This window comes from Halocatena halophila (assembly GCA_027563145.1).
GTDB classification, from domain to species: Archaea; Halobacteriota; Halobacteria; order Halobacteriales; family Haloarculaceae; genus Halocatena; species Halocatena halophila.
In genome coordinates this window covers 109130-129711 of the sequence record CP071307.1, presented here as the reverse complement: position 1 = coordinate 129711, position 20582 = coordinate 109130, and the positions used below count along the sequence as shown (strand labels likewise).

The 20582-nt window shown below is 49.2% G+C and carries 19 protein-coding genes and 2 pseudogenes; 14 read left to right on the top strand and 7 right to left on the bottom strand.

What is annotated here, in order from left to right; translation table 11 throughout:
• Positions 1-102 precede the first annotated feature (102 nt).
• A complete protein-coding gene (locus JXQ78_RS14785) occupies positions 103-447 on the top strand; it encodes an ABC transporter permease (protein WP_330633291.1) in 345 nt (114 codons plus the stop codon).
• A gap of 621 nt (positions 448-1068) precedes the next feature.
• On the opposite strand, the gene JXQ78_RS14780 is transcribed toward JXQ78_RS14785, so the two are convergent.
• Positions 1069-2121: an NAD(P)-dependent alcohol dehydrogenase gene (locus JXQ78_RS14780; protein ID WP_407934073.1), complete on the bottom strand. Its 1053-nt coding sequence runs from the start codon at positions 2119-2121 to the stop codon at positions 1069-1071.
• 292 nt (positions 2122-2413) lie between these two features.
• On the opposite strand from JXQ78_RS14780, the gene JXQ78_RS14775 reads away from it, so the two are divergent.
• The 6 genes from JXQ78_RS14775 (at position 2414) to JXQ78_RS14750 (ending at position 8724) form a co-directional block, all read left to right on the top strand.
• Positions 2414-3217 (top strand): N-acyl homoserine lactonase family protein, encoded by an 804-nt coding sequence (locus JXQ78_RS14775; RefSeq protein WP_330633289.1) that lies wholly within the window; start codon positions 2414-2416, stop codon positions 3215-3217.
• A gap of 343 nt (positions 3218-3560) precedes the next feature.
• Positions 3561-4079, top strand: a complete 519-nt coding sequence (locus JXQ78_RS14770; RefSeq protein ID WP_330633288.1) for a phenolic acid decarboxylase — start codon at positions 3561-3563, stop codon at positions 4077-4079.
• 291 nt (positions 4080-4370) lie between these two features.
• Positions 4371-6059, top strand: coding sequence for a thiamine pyrophosphate-binding protein (locus JXQ78_RS14765; RefSeq protein WP_330633287.1), 1689 nt, complete (start codon positions 4371-4373; stop codon positions 6057-6059).
• A gap of 81 nt (positions 6060-6140) precedes the next feature.
• Entirely contained in the window at positions 6141-7193 is a 1053-nt protein-coding gene (locus JXQ78_RS14760) for an NAD(P)-dependent alcohol dehydrogenase (protein WP_407934072.1), read from the top strand.
• 205 nt (positions 7194-7398) lie between these two features.
• Positions 7399-7803, top strand: a complete 405-nt coding sequence (locus JXQ78_RS14755) for a hypothetical protein (protein WP_330633285.1) — start codon at positions 7399-7401, stop codon at positions 7801-7803.
• 318 nt (positions 7804-8121) lie between these two features.
• Positions 8122-8724, top strand: a complete 603-nt coding sequence (locus JXQ78_RS14750) for an aldehyde dehydrogenase family protein (RefSeq protein WP_330633284.1) — start codon at positions 8122-8124, stop codon at positions 8722-8724.
• A 212-nt stretch (positions 8725-8936) separates the two neighbouring features.
• On the opposite strand, the gene JXQ78_RS14745 is transcribed toward JXQ78_RS14750, so the two are convergent.
• Both JXQ78_RS14745 and JXQ78_RS14740 read right to left on the bottom strand, forming a co-directional pair.
• Positions 8937-10661 (bottom strand): GMC family oxidoreductase N-terminal domain-containing protein, encoded by a 1725-nt coding sequence (locus tag JXQ78_RS14745; RefSeq protein WP_330633283.1) that lies wholly within the window; start codon positions 10659-10661, stop codon positions 8937-8939.
• Positions 10661-11764 carry a hypothetical protein gene (locus JXQ78_RS14740; RefSeq protein ID WP_330633282.1) on the bottom strand — a complete coding sequence of 368 codons (1104 nt, stop codon included), beginning with the start codon at positions 11762-11764 and terminating at the stop codon, positions 10661-10663. The genes JXQ78_RS14745 and JXQ78_RS14740 overlap by 1 nt, the downstream gene beginning before the upstream one ends.
• A gap of 404 nt (positions 11765-12168) precedes the next feature.
• Here JXQ78_RS14740 and JXQ78_RS19100 point away from each other — a divergent pair, with 404 nt between their 5' ends.
• Complete coding sequence (locus JXQ78_RS19100) at positions 12169-12270, top strand: PLP-dependent transferase (protein WP_407934080.1); 102 nt, start codon at positions 12169-12171, stop codon at positions 12268-12270.
• Positions 12271-12528: 258 nt separating this feature from the next.
• Here the strand turns inward: JXQ78_RS19100 and JXQ78_RS14735 are convergent, their stop codons facing one another.
• Positions 12529-12687: a hypothetical protein gene (locus tag JXQ78_RS14735; RefSeq protein WP_330633281.1), complete on the bottom strand. Its 159-nt coding sequence runs from the start codon at positions 12685-12687 to the stop codon at positions 12529-12531.
• Positions 12688-13595: 908 nt separating this feature from the next.
• Here JXQ78_RS14735 and JXQ78_RS14730 point away from each other — a divergent pair.
• A complete protein-coding gene (locus JXQ78_RS14730) occupies positions 13596-14147 on the top strand; it encodes a type II toxin-antitoxin system death-on-curing family toxin (RefSeq protein ID WP_330633280.1) in 552 nt (183 codons plus the stop codon).
• Between the two features lie 2 nt (positions 14148-14149).
• Complete coding sequence (locus JXQ78_RS14725; RefSeq protein ID WP_330633279.1) at positions 14150-14287, top strand: hypothetical protein; 138 nt, start codon at positions 14150-14152, stop codon at positions 14285-14287.
• A 134-nt stretch (positions 14288-14421) separates the two neighbouring features.
• On the opposite strand, the pseudogene JXQ78_RS19095 reads toward JXQ78_RS14725, so the two are convergent.
• Positions 14422-14659: pseudogene (locus JXQ78_RS19095) on the bottom strand (hypothetical protein).
• A gap of 134 nt (positions 14660-14793) precedes the next feature.
• Here JXQ78_RS19095 and JXQ78_RS14720 point away from each other — a divergent pair.
• Positions 14794-15000, top strand: coding sequence for a hypothetical protein (locus JXQ78_RS14720; protein WP_456237580.1), 207 nt, complete (start codon positions 14794-14796; stop codon positions 14998-15000).
• 295 nt (positions 15001-15295) lie between these two features.
• Here the strand turns inward: JXQ78_RS14720 and JXQ78_RS14715 are convergent, their stop codons facing one another.
• Positions 15296-15853, bottom strand: coding sequence for a TetR/AcrR family transcriptional regulator (locus tag JXQ78_RS14715; protein ID WP_330633278.1), 558 nt, complete (start codon positions 15851-15853; stop codon positions 15296-15298).
• 364 nt (positions 15854-16217) lie between these two features.
• Here JXQ78_RS14715 and JXQ78_RS14710 point away from each other — a divergent pair, with 364 nt between their 5' ends.
• The 3 genes and pseudogenes from JXQ78_RS14710 to JXQ78_RS19090 all read left to right on the top strand — a co-directional run.
• Positions 16218-17432, top strand: coding sequence for a cytochrome P450 (locus JXQ78_RS14710; protein ID WP_330633277.1), 1215 nt, complete (start codon positions 16218-16220; stop codon positions 17430-17432).
• Positions 17429-18202 (top strand): SDR family NAD(P)-dependent oxidoreductase, encoded by a 774-nt coding sequence (locus JXQ78_RS14705; RefSeq protein ID WP_330633276.1) that lies wholly within the window; start codon positions 17429-17431, stop codon positions 18200-18202. Before JXQ78_RS14710 ends, JXQ78_RS14705 begins: the two co-directional genes overlap by 4 nt.
• 58 nt (positions 18203-18260) lie before the next feature.
• Positions 18261-18474: pseudogene (locus JXQ78_RS19090) on the top strand (PLP-dependent transferase); the annotation flags it as partial.
• Positions 18475-19035: 561 nt separating this feature from the next.
• On the opposite strand, the gene JXQ78_RS14695 reads toward JXQ78_RS19090, so the two are convergent.
• On the bottom strand, positions 19036-19734 hold the full coding sequence (locus tag JXQ78_RS14695; RefSeq protein ID WP_330633275.1) for a GAP family protein: 699 nt from the start codon (positions 19732-19734) through the stop codon (positions 19036-19038).
• Positions 19735-20582 lie beyond the last annotated feature (848 nt).

Genomic DNA, 20582 nt, shown 5'->3' with positions numbered 1-20582 from the left:
ATGTCTGATCGTGTGAATCTCTGCAAGGTGTTGAGGAATATTTAAATGGTACAAATAATATGAAATAAATAGACACGTGTCTCTACTGACGCCTTTCTCACATTGTTCACAGAGATATTCGGACAGATCACCGGTGAAGCCCTCAGGAGCCCGCTCAGAATGAATGTCCCTTATATCACATATTTCACACCGGCCATCCTCATCTTCTCGACCATGGAGGCAATCGCTAACTCTGGGATGGGCCTAGTTGACAACATGGAAAGTGGCATGTTCGAAAAAGTGCTCGTCTCGCCATCCCACCGCGGAGCAATGTTCCTCGGAAAAGCCCTCACGGATGTGATTCGCATTATCGTTGAAACGAGGCTGATTCTCGTGCTCGGGTATGTGGTTTTATGGGTCGATAGCGGTGGCTCCGTCGGGACATATATCCAGACACGGGGCTGGTAGGTGTGATTGGAATCTTCGCCATTGTCATCGTGTTTTCGCTCTGGTTCGTGGCCTTCTCCAACATCACTTCGCTTGTCACATAGGACTCCGAATCGACCGCCGTGTTGACGAATCTGCCACAGCTCCCATTGTTTGTCTCAAGCGCCTTCTTACCGGTCAGCGTCCTGCCGGAGTGGTGTACAGGTAGTGGCGACGGACTGCTCCGATCAATTGAGGAGTGTGTTGCTTCCATCCGTATGCTTGCAGGTGAGAATGGCGTGTCTGTTCCGGTGAGTAGAACTCGTTCGCTTGAGACCGATCTCCGCCCGTTAGTGGAACCAGAAGATGATCCCACCCAATGAGAGATTCTTCAGCGAGCAGACGAACAAACAGGGGAGGCTAACATCATTTTGGTAGCGCAGTTTGGTTCTATGTGGTGTGAACTCCCCTTTGGAAATTCATTACATATAGTGGAGCTATCACGAGTTCTCGAATAAGCTGTAATTGTGTACCATGACACTGTTACACTTCAGTCAGGGACAAGCAACGGGTGAGAGGGATCGTTAGGGTATTAGACCTCGATCCGGACGTAATTGGTGATTATTTCTGTATTTAGAGATCTATGAAATAGGTGTGAAACAGTTACTCAAAATCTATGAGTGGTTTGATCATGTCTTCTTTTCTAGATTCCATGAGTTGAATCCCTTCCTCAAGATCCTCGAATTTGAATGTATGTGTTGTCATCCGGGTTGGATCGACTTTGTCCCGGTCGAGTAACCGGAGAAGACGCTGGAGACGAAGCCGCCCGCCGGGGCAAAGCGATGTGACGATGTCTTTTTCGCCCATCCCTACACCCCACTCAGCACGAGGAATATTGATGTGCTCTCCGTCGCCGAAATAACCAATCACCGAGATAGTGCCTCCTGGTTTGGTTGCCTTAATACAGTTTTCGAACGCTGTATTTGATCCTGCTGCCTCAATAGCCGCATCTACGCCTTCGCCGTCGGTCAGTTCCATGATTGATTCAACTGTATCTCCTTCTGTATAATCGATGGTTTCATTGGCCCCGTAAAATTCGGCCAACTCTCGTCGATTCGTTCTTCGATCAACCGCAATAATATTGCTTGCCCCGCGTAGTGCAGCCCCCCTTGTCGCCATCAATCCAACTGCACCCTGTCCAAAGACTACAACTGTCCCCCCAATAGGGATATCAGCACGCTCAGCCCCGCTAAAGCCTGTGCTCATCATGTCTACAGTGTAAACTGCGGCCTCATCACTAACGCCCGGCGGAATGTGTGCCATATTCGCATCGGCATCGTTCACGTGAACATATTCTGCGAAGACGCCATCCTTGGAATTTGCGAATTTCCATCCACCGAGCAGTTTTGACGACTGTGATGGATGACCATTCTGTGCGGCCAATGAACCCCACTCTGGGGTGATTGCACCGATAGCGACACGATCACCCGGATCAAATTCTTCTATTTCGTCCCCAATTTTTTCAACGATACCAACAGCTTCGTGACCAAGCGTGATATCTTCTCGTTCACCGATAGCACCGTGAACGGTATGGATATCCGACGTACACACTAATGCTTTTGTTGGTCGTATAAGTGCATCGTTCGGGCCAATGTCCGGGCGATCTTTTTGGATGTATCCTGTGTCTCCAACCGAGTACATTACATACGATTTCATGTATCTATAAAATAAATATTTAGGGGAATATTTTAATCTTATTATTATATTATTTTAATATTATAGAAGAGATGCAATATGGGGCAAAGTCTAAACTAATCCCTGTCCTAAAAAGTGATTCTCATATTACTATTTCTTTTATATGAAATTTTCACTTTTTATCCTCTTAGGTCTTATTGGGGTCTTCAGTGTATAGTTGTCGCTGTATTTGGCTATATCTTCTCTATAGGTGGATAATATATCCTATCTAAATAGGAAATATAATACTACATCGATAACAATGTATTATAATATGGTGAATGCTGAAATACATCTAGTCGATCGCGGGACAATCCGGGCCGACCTGAACTACTTCATCGAAGGATATACGAGGGGATCGGCAGCTGATCCAAACCCTGATGTCGAGATGGGTACTGCCCCAGTGTACAATCTGGTCATTGACCATCCTGATGGAACAATCCTCTGGGATACTGGGTCACATCCAGATGCGGGCAACGGCCACTGGCCGGAGGAGTTATACGCCGCATTCCAACATTATGACGCTCACGAGCGTGATCTCGAAACTGCCCTTGACGATAGTGGATTTGAGATTGGCGATATTGACTATGTCTTTCAAACTCATCTTCACATCGACCACGCTGGTAGTCTGCATCAATTTGCAGGGGCTGATACACCCATATTTGTTCATGAAAAAGAGATTAAGTACGCCTACTACAGTGCCAAAACTGACGAGGGGGGCATCGCTTATGTACTGGAAGATTTCGATCATGACCTAAACTGGCAAGTTCTGCGTCGGACTCGGGAGACGCATTTCGAGGATGTCGAATTCATTCATCTTCCTGGTCATACGCCAGGCACGATAGGAACAATGGTCCATCTAGAGAACACTGGTACTGTCTTGTTTGCCGGTGATACACTCTATCTCCGACCAAACTACGACGACGAGAAACCACTTGGATCGGGTGTGCTGTGGAGTAAACAACATTGGTTCGATAGTCTTTCGATGATGAAAGAACTGGAGCGGAAACACAATGCCGATGTGTTCTGTGGCCACGATCCTGGTGATGTGGAACGCCTCCGGAGTGGTCTCTCGTAGGTGTTGGTGCTTTGTTGAATGAGCGTCCTAGGAAGTGTAATTGGTCGAAGAAAAACTATAAATTACTCTGGGTTATTGTCTGTTTTAAGGATACTGTCGAAATAGTATTAGGGGGTGGGCCCATCCCCGAAGATTAATATCACGCCTGGTCTAGATATCACTCCGAAAATGGCTGGAAATATCATCCACTATTTGTTTATAATCTATACCTTTCTAGGATAATAACTATGGTATTATGAAAGAAACGTGTTCTCGAGATAACTGGTAGGTGTCTAATCACCGCCTGATTTTTACAGCACAATAAATCGAAAATAATTTAAGATCGTAACAGCTATGGTATTTTATGGGAGAGAATTCAGAAAAGACATCCACAGAAGAGGTTTCTAGAATTCTTGGCAAACATCTAATTTATACTTATGATAATGGTTGGGAATATGAGTTGTATGTCAAAAATTCCACTACGATCGATTATCGTATACACAGTGGAATGGTCGGTGGTAGATGGGTACGAAATCAAGATGTCTCCATCACAAAGTTAACTGATAATATCTTTAAAATTTATTGGGATGAACCAACTGGGACGAGTGTTAGTGTCACCTATGATCTTACCGAACGCCAAACACATGGCGTTGTCTTCTTCCCTCAGTGGATCAAACAAAACCCGGAATTAACTATTTGCTATCAGAACAATCATCTTGACGAAATGCGTCAATACCGTGATCAAGGACCAACATATCCAAAATTGATTATGGATGAGCCTGCCGAGATCACCTTTATGGAAGATGTTGGTACTGAAAGAGAAGATATCATCAATTGTGCTCCGCAGGAATTACCTGATGAATACGCAGATAGACGCAATTAATATTTTTAATAGTATAGAAATTATCATATTGAGACTGCAGTAGAAAATTCCCAACCAATTTATATATTTTTCTATTATTTTAAAATTAATAGTATAAATAATTTAGAAAAGTATTTCAACTAAGGAATATTAGTTATACTATGGCATGGATTCAACAGCCTCGTCAAACAGGTCTTCGTTCATTAAGCAATGATAGAAGAATAGTAAAGCATACTCTTGGAAGTAGATCTGCGTGTCCTTCGACAATATTCGTTTGCCATTCCCCAGTCATAAACAATCGAGCACGGAATTATGGAAAATAGCAGTTACACTGGGGCCGATCTATTTGTTGATATTCTTGAGGAATACGGGGTTACGCATGTATTTGGAAATCCTGGAACAACTGAATTACCCGTGATTCAGGCGATTGCTGAAAGTAACATCGAGTATGTGCTTGGTCTCCACGAAGATATCGCGGTCGGAATGGCAAGTGGCTACGCCTCAACACTCCGATATTATGGTGATGAGGATACCATTCCGGTTGGTGTCGTCAATCTCCATGTCTTACCAGGACTTGCTCATGGTCTCGGCAATCTGTATGGTGCACAGATGGCTGGGGTTCCCCTTGTCGTGACAGCCGGAAATCACAGTACGGATTATCGACACCATGAACCGATACTGTCTGGTGATCTCGTCAACTTAGCTCAGCAGTTCACAAAGTGGAGCGCGGAAGTACTTGATGTTTCAGCATTTCCAACAATGCTCAGGCGGGCGTTTCGAATCGCACTCACTCCCCCAACTGGACCAGTATTCCTGAGTCTTCCACTTGATGTGACACTGGCTGAAACGGATGAATGGCCAGAACGTCTTGGTGCGATTCCGGAACTTGGATTGGGGGACTATCAGCAGATAGAACATGCTGCTGATTTGCTCATAGATGCAGATAATCCTGTATTCATAATCGGCGATCAGGTAGCCCGCTCGGGTGAAGGCGCTGTTGAGACAGCCGTTCGTCTAGCTGAAGTGAGTGGTGCACGTGTTTATGGCGAATACTACACCGGTGAGATAGGCTTCCCCACTGAACATGATCTATGGGCATCATTTATACCCATTGATGAGGCCTTAACAAAAGCAGTCTTGGATACCGATACGCTCGTCTTTATCGGTTGTTCAACAAATACTACGGCAACAAAATATGAGGGGAATCTTATCGAACGGGACACTGTTTGTATTCATATAAGCAATGATGTATGGGAAGTTGGTAAAAATGCACTTACCGATGCAACTGTGCTTGGCAACATCGAGTGTAGCCTTATAGAAATTGCGGCGATTGTTGATGATAATTTGTCGCAGGAAGAGCGTTCTAGTCGAGTAGAACGGTCTAAAGCCACAGTTCGGGAGATTCGGTCTTCAATGATCGCTCGAACAGAAAACAATAATGAACACAACAATCGTCCGTCAAAGGCCGACCTCGTTGATACATTACAAGCCATTGTTTCTGATCCATATATTGTCGATGAAAGTGTAACTTCGAAATATGTGCTTTTAAATCGATGGTCGCTCGATCATAAACAATATATTGGAAATAAAAGTGGTGGCCTTGGGTACGGTCTTCCAGCTACTATTGGTGCGGCGATTGCTGCACGAGAAACAGACGCTCCGATAACTGTACTCGGATTTATAGGTGATGGGTCATATCTCTATTATCCCCATGCGATATACACAGCGGCACACAAAGATATCAATTTCACAGTAGTTATCCCAAATAACCAAAGTTATCAGATACTCAAGGAAGGGACTGCCGCGATGCTTGGTGGTAACGTATCTGATTACTCTTTTGTTGGGATGGATTTTCAGCCATCCATTTCGTTCACAGACAACGCTGAGAGTTATAGTGTGAAGGGGTATCGGATCGAGACTACCGATGAACTCGAACAAAGATTGAAGCAAGCAATTAATGATGATGAACCAAGTGTAGTTGATATTCTTGTCCAGGATTAATCGCAATATTATTAAATTAATTATATTATAGTAATAGAATAATTTAAGTTGGTTGGAGTATTATATACTATTAGATTAAATATGAAATCATATGTAATGCATTCGATTGGAGAGACTGGTTTTATGGAAAAACCACGTCCAGAAATCGGTCCGGACGACGCACTCCTCAAACCAACGAAAGGGCTCGTTTGCACCTCCGATGTCCACACCGTCTCCGGTGGACTTGGTGAGAAAGAAGATCTCACACTCGGACACGAAGCTGTCGGTATTGTTGAAGAGATTGGGGACAATGTTGAGAGATTCAAACCAGGTGATCGTGTGGCTGTCGGTGCGGTCACTCCCGACTGGGATTCGCTGGCAGCTCAGAATGGCCATCCATCACAATCAACGGAACCACTCGGTGGGGTGAAGTTCACAAACTTAAAAGATGGTGTCTTCGCCGAGTACGTCCACGTGAATGATGCCGACGCGAATATGGCATCCATCCCGCCAGACGTTAGTGATGAGGCCGCAGTTTATGTTACAGATATGATGTCTACTGGATTTAGTGGAGCTGAACGAGCCGATATTCCTATTGGAGGAACGGTGGTGGTCTTTGGGCAAGGGCCGGTTGGGCTGATGGCAACAAAGGGTGCTGCTCTCTGCGGTGCAGGCTATATTATTGCAGTTGATCGGAGCACGAATCGACAAGAGCTAGCCGAGTTCTATGGCGCAGATGAAACGTTAGACTACACCGAAGGAGATACGGTTGACACAATCATGGAGCTGACTGACGGCGAGGGAGTCGATGCTGCTATCGAAGCGGTGGGATCGAAGGCCACGTTCGAAAACTGTATCAAGGTAACCAGACCAGGGGGAACGATCTCCGGGGTTGGCTACCATGGAGAGGGTGAACACATCCCTATCCCTCGCGTTGAGTGGGGTCTTGGGATGGCCGAGAAGGACATCGTCACCGCACTCTGTCCTGGTGGTCGCCTCCGGCTTCGCCGTCTCCTCCGATTACTCAAGCGAGGGAAAGTCGATCCAACCCGGATGACAACACACGAATTCAAATTTGATTCGGTTGATGATGCCTTCCATCTCATGGATACTAAAAAAGATGGGGTCATCAAGCCACTCGTAGATTTCGAGTAAGAGTATAGGCGGTGATTTAATCTTTGCTGACCTGGTGTGCATTCTCCAAATTCTTTATATTAATTCAATATTTTTAAATTTTTTGACTATGGATATATTTGACGAAATTAAAACGCCTATGGCCTTTTTTCCCTAAACTAGCTTTCCATGCGTGCGATATGAGCGATTAAAGGAATATTTGAGCTATTAGACACGCCTCCAACCAATGACTGCGTCCAAGAACAATCCTCCTCGCGATGACCGTCCCCCAGAGGTGGTGATCGACGGTTTGCTCTCCGATGCTACCTCTGCCAAAAAACGCATTTCGGATTACGACCAGTCACAGATTGATACACTAGTTGAAGAGATTGGATGGGCAATCTATCAGGATCATCATGCTAGGACAATTGCCCGGACGACATACGAAGAAACAGGGTTTGGGAGCATAGCGGACAAGTATAAAAAGCTCCGATACGGCAGCAAGTGCATTCTTGCGGATCTTCTCGGCAAACCCTGGTCCAACAATTATGGACGCCGTAATGCTGGCCGTGAAAGGGCGCAATGCGATCATCATTTCGGTGTCACCACATTGTATGTAGTCAGCATATTGCACGATCGAATACATCCGTGATCAACTCGACAGGGTTGGTGCACCCCGCGATCTGGTTACACTCGTTCCACCGCCCGCGAACCGAGATCGGGCGAACGAACTCATGCAGCAGGCCGATATGGTACAAGTTACTGGCTCTAGGACCAATGTCGATGCAGGCCAGCAGTCTGGGACCCCGAACCACTGCGTTGACAAGGAAATCTCGTCGTTATTGTAGACGAAACGGCCAATCTTGAGCGGGCAGGCCGGCAGATCGCCACCGGCACGGCGTTTGATCACGGGACTCCCTATGTCAGTGAGAGTGTCCTCGTTGCTCACACCGGCATCTATTCACCGCTGTTGAATTTACTCGAAGCAGAGAATGGCTACCACTGTTCAGAGAATGAAACGATAGCAATCGAACAGACATTGTTTCCAGATGGCTCACTCGATCGCTCGGTGATCGCTAAATCACCAAGCGTTATTGCCGACCACGCAGCCATCGACATCCCAGATGAAACAGAATTTCTCATCGTAGAGCAGACAGGAATCGGGAAGACCAATCCGCTTTCAGGAGAGAAAATTGCCCCAATCATCACAGTATATCGAGCAAGCACATTTCGGAACGCACTGGAAATGACGAAGCAAATCCTAGATTATGAAGGCACAGGTCACTCCTGTACCGTCCATACGAGGAGTCATGAACGAGCTGGGGCGATGGGGCATGAGATCAACGTCTGTCGTATCGGTGTTAATCAGCAAGGCTTCGCTGTCGGAATGAGTGCCGACAATGGACTTACCGCCGCATACTCACTGGGTGCTGGTCCGTGGGGTGGAAACCAACTTGATCAAAATCTTTCATTCGAAGACTTTCTCTGTACAACTCAAGTTACGTACCCACTCGATGATTCAGATATAGATCCTGAGAGCTCAATCGACTCCAACGACGATATTGTCGAGTAACGTCGTGTATTATCTCTTATTATTGGCCAACGCTTTTGAGAGTACGATCACGACGGATTCATAACACGAAATGAAATGTTAGCCCAGAATCAGCGCATAAATATGAATCGCTGCTTAGCAGCTTTGATTTTGACACACAAAAATTGATGATATGGGGGTCTTGCGTACACTCACAAGCGTATGCCATTCTAGATATCTTAAACGACTATCCATTATTGGAAATAGAGTTGGGCAATCCGATCGGCAGTTCGCAATGCAAGCGCCTGCCCAGTGTTCGTCGGTGCGGGTCCCCCTAGACAGTTTGGCAAGGCAGAATGGTCGGCGACAAAGAGGCGAGGAACGTTCTTTGCCTCGGCGTTCGCATCGAGTACCCGTCCCATTCCCAGCGATGATTGTGCAAATGTCAGAAGTGGTGCCCAATCAACCCGATGGACGTACTCGGCACCAGCCGCTCGGAGGATGTGAGCTCCCATGCGTGCGAGTTCGTCGCGCTTGGCACTGTCATCGGGATGTGGTGTCCAAGAAACCTGGGCGACGGGTCCGTGCTCATCACTGAACCCCGAATCGAGCGTGACACCGTTGCTTTGGCGGGGAAGATCATCCGTGTAGATGAATAATGAAGTCGTCTGTTTGTAGCGTGCCATCTTCCGTTTCAGTTCCGTGCCGACGAGGTATCCGCGACCATCCCACGGCTCATCCGGATCGACATCGGTGTCGAAGCTGTATCCTGCTTGGCTAAGCAGATAGCATGCCAATGAGGTCACCCCGGCTGGTCCTGTAGCATCCTTGATGCATCCTGTGCCCGGCTTGTCGACCATTACAGCGCCAGCATCTCCAGCGTACGGCCTGAATTCGGGCTGTCCAGTGAGATCTTTGAGGACGTCATCTGGGAATACCCCGACAATCCAGTCGAACCAGTGTGTGGTAAGCCCTTTACCCACCCAACCGTCATCGGGCAACCCGGAGTTAAGCCACAGTCGTGGGGATTCGATAGTGCCAGCGGCAAGCACGACGACATCTGCTGTAACTGTTCCTGTATCTCCCGACCATGTGTTTCGATACTCGACACCAGTCGCTTCGCCACCCTCGATAGTGATAGTGGTCACGGCTGTGTTGGGCCGTATCGCGACGTTGCCCATCTCGGGTTCGTCCGTGGCTGCCAATGCTCGTGGTACCCAGCTGACGTTGCTTGATTTCCGTGCCTTCTCATCGACCGGTGCATCAGTGGGGGTTGGTGACCCCATGAACTCATCGGCAATCAATGAGTTTCCGCGGAATCCATCCTCGTAGCTGAACGATCCATCATATTCAGCGTTCAGTTCCTCGGGCGGTGCAGTGATGGCATTGGGAAGCGGACGATACCCCGTATCGGTGACGTTGAGTGTCTCGCTGCGCTCAAAGCCAACCTCCTCGGCTCCTCGAAGAAATGGTTGGTGTTTTGCTGTGATTGGGGCCTGCTGGACATTGGTGACCATTTCATTGTGTTGATAGTAAGGAACCAACTCCTCGTAATCGATCGGCCAGTGGTCCTGTTCGTTGATGGCATGGGGATACGCTCGGGGATAGTTGTTGAATGAGGACAACGACGTGCCACCGACGGCATTGACATGCCAGGTGAGTGCGTTTTGATGGATCGTTCGCATCCACGGTGGTCGATCGAGATTGGCTGGTCCCAGACGGAACATGCCACCGATGCGATCGATGCTCGCTGCCTCGAGGGCTGTGAGCTGCTCGTCGAGCAACTTCCCGTTCAGGTCTGTGGGTGAGGAACTCTCAGTTCCACCGGCCTTGCTGTGAGGTTCAGGCCACTGGTCGTTGCCGTGCCACGGACCGGCTTCGAGAATGAGCACATCCAGTCCGTGCTTGCGTGCGAGCCGGGCCGCACAGGCGGGGCCGTCAGCTCCGGCCCCGATTACGACAACATCGGGAGTGGACATCATTCAGCACCACCACCAATCTCCCCGATAACGTCTCCTCCGGTGAGATCGTCCGGAAGTTTCAGTTCTGATGCGGGTGGATCATCAAATCCGCCATCGATAAGATGCTCCCAGTCGATCGCATACCCCGCAGCCGGTCCTGGATACCCTGTTTGACTGTGTCCCTGTATCTCGTCGGGTGGCGTCGTCAGTTCACGCCTGGTAGGTGGTGCGGTTTTACTCTCGCCGTATCCCGCCCATTCTGAGTAGTAGCCGAATCCAGAGAGTGCATTGAGCATCATCAGGATGTATCGCAGGATACCGGGTCGCGGTACGAACACCGACAGCAGTGGTGCAAGCTCTGTGAGGAGCTCCGTATCGATGATGCGCCACAGTGCACGGAGCCTGTCCTTCCCCAATAGCTGAGTGAACGTCCCTCCACCACTATCGATCTGCTGTGACGTGGTCGACAATTCGATCCCAGTGTTCGGGCTGGCGATTGCATCGGCGGCAACGATATCCCACACCAACGATAGCAACGACGCGTACGGAAAGCTCTGGATGGTCTGCTCGAACGTTTCATTCGGCGTTTTAACGGTTCGCGCAAACGTCGCTGGGCCGGATTCGTCGGCCGAGAGATCATTATCAATCATGATCTCGAATTGCTCGACTGCCCCGAACTCAAGCGCTTCTTCCAGCGTGGCGAAGTTCGGGAGCACTGTCGTCAGATCGACTGGAGCAATCTCGTTTACAGCCGCAAGATCCGACGATACGTTACTGGTGTCGAGTACGATTTCGAACAGCTGGGGATCCATCATCTTGTCGGGCAATTGTAGTGGTTCGATGTTTGATGGGTGAGCAAGCCGTTCAAGACGAACTTCACAACAGTGATCCAACTGCCAGATCACATACTGATCCAGTCCTATATTGAGTGCTCCGGGAACGTGATTGGGACCAAACTCCTCCTCTAACGCCGGGGTTTCAGGCAGGATGACGTCCACGAGGGATTGATACGTATCATTTGTGTGTGGGTCGATCTCTGAGGAGTCAACAAGCGACTCCCAGGATGTGGCTGCTGTTCTATTCGACAGCGATACCATCGCAAGCCCACCCAATCCTTTCATCAGTACTCTCCGACTGACATCTTCTCCGTGGTTATCCGACATAGCCACATTATAATGCTATATTATAGCACTTTAATCAATCTATAATCTAGATTAAATTATATATAGTTAATAATAAATATATGATTATAAGATTGATAAATAATATATTAATATACTGATTGAGATTATAAAACCATAAATATTTTGTTTTTATCTAATATTCTAAGATGGAAATGAGAATGCCATGTCAGTTCACCGAAATTCTCCACACTAAATTGTACTTGTCCCTAATCAATCACTATGTATCTATCTACAAAAATACCTCAATTATAACAATATTGGTTGTGTCTATGGCGTGGTACAAGAGCCGAAGTGTGCGAGAGTCTCATTGAAGCTCCGTCGCTGATGATCCCCGACTAGGTCTGCCACGGATCGACCACTGCGGAGATTCGCTGGTTCGGATTTCTGTCGGTATCGAAGATGTCGATGATCTCTGTGAAGACCTCCAATCGGCGCTACCGTAGATGTATCTCCCCTTCTATCCATCTGTTTCGATGCTACGTTTTCTGATCTCTGCTGTATCATTCCATAATATTTGATTCTTTCCGTGGATCTTTCCTTGATCTGCAGAAGTGTGGCTATTTTTTATCACAGGATGACTAGTTATAAATAAGCACAGTCTATACCAATTTTGCTGAAGAAGCGACTATGTCATCAACGGTTGCCTCCAAACAGGCTGTGTTTCAAACGATTGCAGACTCTTCTGACTTCTACTGGCCGTATTACGTGACACAGAGACCGAGTACACGATTAGTGTCCTCAAAGCATTCGAATACGATGTTCACCGACTTGCTTGCGAGTGGTTCAAGCACGACGCCCACAAGGACGTGGAAGCGTTTATCGGCTGGTGTCCGCTGCACCATCTCGATTTTAGTCCGCATGACGTCCATCCATCGCGGCACGCGAAGACGAAGCCGGCTGTTCCGATGATTCGTGCACTGATGGTGATAGAGCTCCATGGGTGGGAGTACGAAACAGCACTGGTAGGCTATCTCGATGCCCGACCAGGTCTCGTCGACACTCTGGGATTTGAGAATATCCCTACCCAGTCGACGATTTGGCGGACTCGCCACGAGGGATTTACCGATGAACTGCTCCGATCGAGGAGTGTGTCGCCTCCCTCTGTATACTTGCGGCTGAGAACGGTGTGTCTGCTCCGGGAGTAACTCCAGTTCACTTGAGACTGACCTCCGCCCGTTAGAGGAACCAGAAGATAGTCCGACCCAACGAGAAATTCGTCAGTGAGCAGACGAACACACAGCGGAGGCCCGAATCGATGATCCACTCAACTTCATGCTGACTGCTATCAATTCCCGTCGTTGTCTTCTCACTCGCTACGAACACACTATGTTGCGATGCAGCGCTTCTTGGCTGAGAAACAACGAGTCGGTCTCACTTTCTTGGTGCTGTGTTGGTCGCGATCGATACGACGGAATCGAGTCCGTTTACAGGTAGTAAGGAGGATTACATGAACAAAAGTATCAGGCGGAAGAAGGTGAGCATGCGTACCTGTGAGTGATATATCTAGTTCTGATCTATCTACTCATTTCTATTACTGGATATTTGTCCAATTAATAAATTTTGATGTGAAAGACGCCACCTTAGATGTGAATTAAATAATAATTATGAAAATTTAGCCCCTAGTTGCAAACGGCGAACTCAGTGTATGGGTTCGTATTCGTTCCACACGACTCCAATTCGGTTACATCCTTAAATCTCAACGCGAGCCATATGGAACTCACCTACCAAAAGCAGTGGTTAGATAGTACTGTAACACAGAATATCGATAATGGACGAGGACACCGAGTCAATCATCTATTTATCCGCTACTGACATACACGCCATTCACGAGCTAATCGTGGAGTCAAACGTAGACACAGCGGCTGGCATCTCCTCACCAGGCGATATCGAATACACCGTTGAACATATCAAAGAGGGACATTTCGGTCATGTTCCCGATTCGATCCACGAAAAGGCATTTCAGCTACTTCGACTCATTGCAGCGAATCATCCATTCGTTGATGGCAACAAGCGTACGGCACTGATGTCGACCCGGATCTTCTACGCTTTGAACGGCCTCCGTTTCGACTACGATCGGACAATCAAAGAGATTCTGAAAGCCCTCGCGACAGATGAAACCAGTGTTGATGACGACAACGTGATTGTCTATCTGCAAGAGCACACGGAGCCACTTGCACCAGAATACGAGGCGACTATCAACCTCTGGCTGTCACGTATCGAAGGCATAGATCATCTCTCTAAGGATTCCGTGTATGACTCTGCTGACGATGTAACACGCGAACCGAATGGTTATGACGACACCTCTCGTAATGAAAAATGAGTATGGCCACCGAAAATGACCAGCCTAAGATCCCGAATGAGATGTCTCATGAGGAGGCACGGCAGTATCTCATCCGGTTCCTTGGACGGCAGGATCTTGATGAACACGAGGAAATTTACAAAGAGCTTGCTACCGAATAGGAGAGTGCCCCGTAACTAAAGATACTGTAATACCACTATACTATTCAATCTTCATACCACTTGGTAATGTGGATATAACAAGTGAAGTATCGGGCCTGTATCAGCGACTGCAGCAATCACGCATCCAATCCCCACTATATATCGTCTTCGACAGCCTGAAGTTCGCGTTCTGCACGCTTGAGATGGTTTCGTCCGACAAGGCCAATTGCTGTTTCTCGATTGATTTCGTCGTCTATATATCTGGAGAGGACAAGGTCTATCCAGAGATCTTCCACACCACGTTCCAGTGCCTGCTCAAGAATTTTCGACTCGAGAACATCTCTCTCTCTCTTTTGCAATTTCTTGAACCCGTTCGGTGAGGTCCGTAGCCATGTTTATACAATTGATTACAATGGCTTAAATATCTGCGAATGGTTTGAAAGGAGATAGTTCTTGACTTTCTATAGCGTGCTAAAATTCGGTTGGAGGAATGTCGCCTTCGGTGATTCCACTATGGATGATCCAGAATGAGTGACCGTTGGGAGATCGAGATAGGCTATAAGCATGTTAAGCGGTTCATGGCGAAAACGATCTCAAAGGACTTCGTCCTCCGATTTTTCTACTTTGCGTTCGCCTGCTTGCTGTATTCGCTCTGGCCGTTAGTCGACTACCTGGTACAGGTGTTCTTCACGGACACCTACGGCGATGACTCCACTAAACACACTATGCAATGAATCGGAGCACCGTTGAGGAGATCACGGAGGGATAAACGGTACTGTATCCATATCGAGCTCTTCTTAACCTGCTGGCCGCTCCGCTTGACCATCTCTTCGGTCACATCCTGGTAGTGCTCGACCGCCCGTCGACACTCTCGTTTGTCGAGGACGAGATCTCGACGGTACCGAGGTGTTGATGCTGGCGCTCGAGACTGGCATATCTGCCCACGTTAGTCGCAGACTCCCACGCACCCTTACGGGCGATGTGGAGAAACCCTGTCTCACCGGACTCGTCGACGAGGTCGTCGTCAGCTCACTGGTGACGCCGCAGTTCGGAGTCGATGTACGACAAGAGCGAAACCCGTGTCGCCGTCGCCGCGTTCTCCCGGTCGGTCGTCGCCCGTGCGTACATCGTGCCGTTGATCGTAGCTTGAATGTGCTCTGCGATTCGCGTCGGATCGACGTCACGAAATGCTCCTTCGTCGATCCCTCGCTCGATAATCTCCTCTGTAGTTGTCACAATCTGCTCGTCAAGCCGGGTGAACTGTTCGCGGAAGGCTACGTTCGTTACGGCTTGTGAGCGGAGGCCGACCATCACCTCCCGGAGGTGTCGCTCTTCTTCGCTGGGCCGGAGAGGAATGATCTTTTCGATTACATGTTCGAGGTCGTCGTTGGGATCCGATCCGGTTTCCGTACCGATCGTCGCCTCGAATTTGTCGACGGCGAACTCGAGAAATGCGACGAGGAGATCGTCCTTCGAGTCGTAGTGGTAGTAGAGTGCGGCCTTCGATTTGTCGAGTTCGTCTGCGATACGCGAGATCGACAGGTCAGCGTAACCATGTTCGAGTAATGCTCGATAGGTTGCCTGCATGATCTCCACTTGGGCGGTACTCCATCTCTCGTCGGATGAACTGGTGATCATTGTTAGTTCGAAGTATACTCGCTGCGTCTGTCCAGTTCGGTGACGTCCGTACCCAAGGGTGTAGCGATCTGTGGGGTGTCCCGAAGTGAGGCCCTCACCATGTACTGAATGAACGTTTAGTCGGTATAAATCATTCGCTCGACGGTTGGGAGGCTCGATGAGGAGCAGTTTGGTACTGTCTGGAATCGAACGAGATCGAAGCAGCAGGCCATTCCTTCCGCATATATCGGTGTTCCAGGGTAGATCACCAGACCACACTGTCCCCATCTATATCGAAGGAAAGATTGATACTTGCTGAACGTTCATTCAGTTTATGTCGTCATCAGACTCGGTCGTTGATAAAGGCCAACTACCGAAGGCGATACGCAGTCGAGAGGGACGATTGGAGCCATTCGAGTGGTATGCAACAATGCGTCGAGAATCACCCGTCCATTTCGATGAGCAGCGAGAGCGGTGGGATCTCTTTCGATATGACGATGTCAACCGTGTGCTCACCGATCACGACGTATTTACGTCTGATAGGTCCCGGATGGGCACAGACTCAGCAAACGACACGGAAGACGGTGGATCGATACTTCGGACGATGATAAGTGTCGATCCACCTGACCATAACCGACTACGGGGATTCGTCAATGACCGGTTCCAACCAGGGACGCTGCGGGAATACCAGCCTCGAATCGAGGAGTTGACGAAAGCACTGCTGGATCAGATCGACGGCACAACATTCGACTTCGTCGACGACTTTGCTGTTCCCCTTCCAGTGATCGTTATTGCCGAACTCCTGGGAATTCCTCCGGAACGCCGGGATCAGTTCAAAGACTGGTCTGACGCACTCGTTGCACGGCCTGAAGAGAGATCGGCCGCTGCAGTGAAACGGGTCCGAGAACAGCGTCAACAGGCTCAACAGGAGATGGGACGGTATTTTGCCACATTACTCGAGGAGCGGCAAAACGGCACTGGGAACGATCTCATTACGCTTGCGGCGACGACCGAAGAGCTAACCAGAGACGAACAAATCGGATTCTGCATGCTCCTTCTCCTCGCAGGGAACATTACGACGACAAACCTCCTTACGAACGCCCTCTGGTGCTTCGAAGAACAGGGGATCACCGACGCAATTCGAACAGGAGCTATCGATCGCAAACAGGCGATCGAAGAGGTACTCCGATATCGATCACCGATCCAATCGTTAGACCGTATCGCTGTCGAGGACGTCGAATTGAACGGACAGTACATTCAGGCTGGAGACATCATAACGGGATGGCTCGGTGCTGCAAACCGCGATCCAGAACGCTTCGATGCACCCGAAGCGTTCCGCCCAGAGCGACGTCCGAATCGTCATATTGCGTTTGGAACGGGTATTCACTACTGTTTAGGTGCGCCCCTTGCACGAATCGAAGCAGATATCGCGTTCGAACTGCTTCTCGACCGATTCGATACCGTCGAGGCGGAGTTGACTGATCTACAGCCGATACATAGTCTGTACGGTCTCGAATCGCTCACGTGTCACTACGAGGTACGATCATGAACGGATTAGACGGAAAGACAGCCGTTGTAACGGGAGCAGGATCAGGTATTGGACGCGCATCGGCACAGCGGTTTGCCGAGGAGGGAGCAAACATCGTCGTCGCAGATATCGTCGAAGAAACTGGCCACGAAACGGTCGATCTGATCGAAGCTGCTGGCGGTGACGCGGTCTTCGTCGACCTCGACGTTTCTGACACGGCGTCAGTCGAACGAATGGTCGACGTCGCGGTCGACACCTACGGCGGTCTCGACATCGCGCACAACAACGCCGGTATCCTCACGGGCTTTTCGGACGTGACTGACATTGAAGAGAGTGACTGGGACCAGCTCCTCGACGTCAACCTGAAGGGTGTCTGGGCGTGTATGAAAGCCGAGCTACCTATCATGGAAGAACAAGGAAGCGGCGTTATCGTGAATACGGCCTCGGAGTCCGCGCTGGCCGGGATGGGCGGACTTTCTAGTTATTCTGCGAGCAAACATGGCGTCGTTGGCCTGACCAAATCTGTTGCCCTTGAGTACGCCACGAGAGGTATCCGGATCAACGCGATCGCTCCCGGCCCAACGAAGACGAATATCCAAGCGAACACCGCAGGCGGCGACACAGATCCGCGATCACTGCCGTTCGATACGTCGGCGATGACTGACGTTCCGATGGATCGCATTGCCGACCCCGAGGAGATGGCTGGCGTCGTGGCGTTTCTCTGTTCGTCCGATGCCTCGTACATAACCGGACACACGATCCCGGTCGACGGCGGACAGGCGGCAGACTGACTGCCCCTGGCTTCACTGTCTCCGTCAAAATCTGTAAATCAAGATGCCCGAATACGTTCTCGAGGCGTTCATCAATGGGCTTGAGATGGTTTACTCCTGGAGCAGGTCTCGGTGGCGTCGAGAACCTCATTGAGGCTCGGTCGCTGATGATCCCCGACTAGGTCAGCCATGGGGCGGCCACTGCGGAGATCCCCGAGTCGCTGGTTCGGATATCTGTCGGTCCCGAAGATGTGGATGATCTCTGTGAGGACCTCCAATCGGCACTGCCGTAGGTGCGGTTCCGCTTTTCTTCTGCGTAGTAGCACCTATACTGGTGCGACCAGGTTAGTGGCACGGTCGGCCACCGTTCGGACTCAAAGTTGGTGCTGTGGGAAATCTCCCTCCGAACGACAACTCTGAGAAAGCGGTCGTGTTGCTCCATGAACTCGACAAGGGAACCAGCAAATGATCACTGGCGCAATCGCTTGGGGTTGCTCAACTACTTTGTCCAAGTATTCTTCCGGATGCCTACGGGGATGATCCGTGGATAACGATGCATGATGTGCTTACGTCGATGAAAAATCGAATTGGGGTTGGGGAGCTATGGGTCTACCCCTTGAATTCCAAAATATTATTATGGAATAATGTAGAAAATATATGGATGAATCGCTACTGATTTGGCCATTATTGGGGAAAGGTCATGCATTAATCGAGGAAATAAAACAGCGATTCTCACCTTCCTGATGATGACACAGATGTATATGAACAATCTACTGGGCCGACTTCAGTTCCGTTGTGTATGAAACCCACCTGCCTGCCTTCAGCTGAGTATCGTCGGTTCCAGACGGGGACGCTCACACCCATCCAAGGTCAGTCGCAGCACCAGCCGCAGCAAGAAATCCCACAGCTGCTGGCACCCATACGGTTGCTTCATCAATCTCTTTGGTAATCCGCTTGCTGAGGCGCTTCAGCCACGGATCTATCTGGTCATGTAAGAGGATTCGGACGGCGAGAAGCACTACTGCAGGAACTATCATAATGAGAGTATACGCTGCCAGCATGAGGACTCGCAACGACCAACCGATATCCGATGTCGTGAGGGTCCCGATTGCGCCCAGATAGGGTAGCATCATGGTAAGTTCCAATACACCGGCAAGCAGCGCAAGTCCCATGAGACTGGCGACGGACGACGATCGGTTGGCTACCCGCGTCCGCCAGCGTTCGGTTCTGTCGGCTGAGCCCTGCAGTTTCCGTTTGATCCAGAAGTAGGCGGCCACCGCGATCAATCCACTCCCAATGGCCAGTTGGAGATAGAGTGTCATTGATCTGTCGAGGTTGCCGGCAAGAGACGTGGCCAGTGAGCCTGCCCCTAGCATGAGTGCGACGCCGATCACGAAGTAAAAGCAGGTAATCGTCGCCAGATACGCGAGGAAGCGACCGATCGCGACGCGTCCAGGCTGTAGGAGCAACCAAATGGGAATGATCAGCGTACCGATACTCGTGCTATCGATCAGGGCCAGCACAGCGAGCGTTGCAAGTAACACACTATTCATAACCGACCATCTGGCTGTGGGGTCGAGTCAGTGACTGTGGTGCTGGCGAGAACAAGTGGCGGTGTGTTGATTGTACAATCACTGGTTGAGAATAGTCACATCATTATATCATTGTTTATATTCTCTGTATCGTATGGATAGCACCGGCTGAGTGTATCTGTGCGATTAAAAATCCATGACTCACTCTCTAAGGTCAGGTAGGTAAATTATTTATACAAAACTGGATTTGAAATCTACACCGGTAGTCTAAATTTCGTAGATGCTTATACATGATAAATATAGATAGCCGACCTCCGAGAACTAGATCGAATTTTCCAGACCGTCTCTGGAATTCTTGGTCAATTTCTCAGAATAAGTAGCACACCGATAGAGGTCTTCTCATGCTAAGAATTCGCAAATTCCACTACCACCTACGTGAGTAAAACCCATTTACAGAAAGCCACACCCCGAAGTAAGGGTCATCAGCGGTGCCCATAAGTTGTGAACGTGGGTTCCAATGCATGGATTTTGTATCCATTTAATGCTTGGGATTCTATATTCCAAGTGTCTCTCTGATGTCGGTAGAGACCCCCCCTCGTCCATTCTTATTATTGGCACTATCTGTGTTGGTCAGCGTCATTCTTGAAGCCACTCCCATACGTTTCAAGCACTTCAGAAACAATGATTTCGTAGGCGTGTATCATTCAATCTACCGCTGTTTCACCCGCTTGTAGTTAGTATCTGCCCTGAACGATTCGAGTGCATCTAGCGATCTCCAATAATAGACGACGAGCACCTCGTCACTCTCCAGCGAACCTTAGTGCCGAGCGTCCCGTGCTTAACCATCAGGACAGGCCAACCGATGGGTT

Coding starts and splice junctions, on each gene's coding strand:
- JXQ78_RS14780 (WP_407934073.1), bottom strand. CDS start 2,121: ATGAAATCGTATGTAATGTACTCGGTTGGAGACACAGGATACATCCAA.
- JXQ78_RS14775 (WP_330633289.1), top strand. CDS start 2,414: ATGGTGAATGCTGAAATACATCTAGTCGATCGCGGGACAATCCGGGCC.
- JXQ78_RS14770 (WP_330633288.1), top strand. CDS start 3,561: ATGGGAGAGAATTCAGAAAAGACATCCACAGAAGAGGTTTCTAGAATT.
- JXQ78_RS14765 (WP_330633287.1), top strand. CDS start 4,371: ATGGAAAATAGCAGTTACACTGGGGCCGATCTATTTGTTGATATTCTT.
- JXQ78_RS14760 (WP_407934072.1), top strand. CDS start 6,141: ATGAAATCATATGTAATGCATTCGATTGGAGAGACTGGTTTTATGGAA.
- JXQ78_RS14755 (WP_330633285.1), top strand. CDS start 7,399: ATGACTGCGTCCAAGAACAATCCTCCTCGCGATGACCGTCCCCCAGAG.
- JXQ78_RS14745 (WP_330633283.1), bottom strand. CDS start 10,661: ATGTCCACTCCCGATGTTGTCGTAATCGGGGCCGGAGCTGACGGCCCC.
- JXQ78_RS14740 (WP_330633282.1), bottom strand. CDS start 11,764: ATGAAAGGATTGGGTGGGCTTGCGATGGTATCGCTGTCGAATAGAACA.
- JXQ78_RS14735 (WP_330633281.1), bottom strand. CDS start 12,687: ATGCGGACTAAAATCGAGATGGTGCAGCGGACACCAGCCGATAAACGC.
- JXQ78_RS14730 (WP_330633280.1), top strand. CDS start 13,596: ATGGACGAGGACACCGAGTCAATCATCTATTTATCCGCTACTGACATA.
- JXQ78_RS14725 (WP_330633279.1), top strand. CDS start 14,150: ATGGCCACCGAAAATGACCAGCCTAAGATCCCGAATGAGATGTCTCAT.
- JXQ78_RS14720 (WP_456237580.1), top strand. CDS start 14,794: ATGAGTGACCGTTGGGAGATCGAGATAGGCTATAAGCATGTTAAGCGG.
- JXQ78_RS14715 (WP_330633278.1), bottom strand. CDS start 15,853: ATGCAGGCAACCTATCGAGCATTACTCGAACATGGTTACGCTGACCTG.
- JXQ78_RS14710 (WP_330633277.1), top strand. CDS start 16,218: ATGTCGTCATCAGACTCGGTCGTTGATAAAGGCCAACTACCGAAGGCG.
- JXQ78_RS14705 (WP_330633276.1), top strand. CDS start 17,429: ATGAACGGATTAGACGGAAAGACAGCCGTTGTAACGGGAGCAGGATCA.
- JXQ78_RS14695 (WP_330633275.1), bottom strand. CDS start 19,734: ATGAATAGTGTGTTACTTGCAACGCTCGCTGTGCTGGCCCTGATCGAT.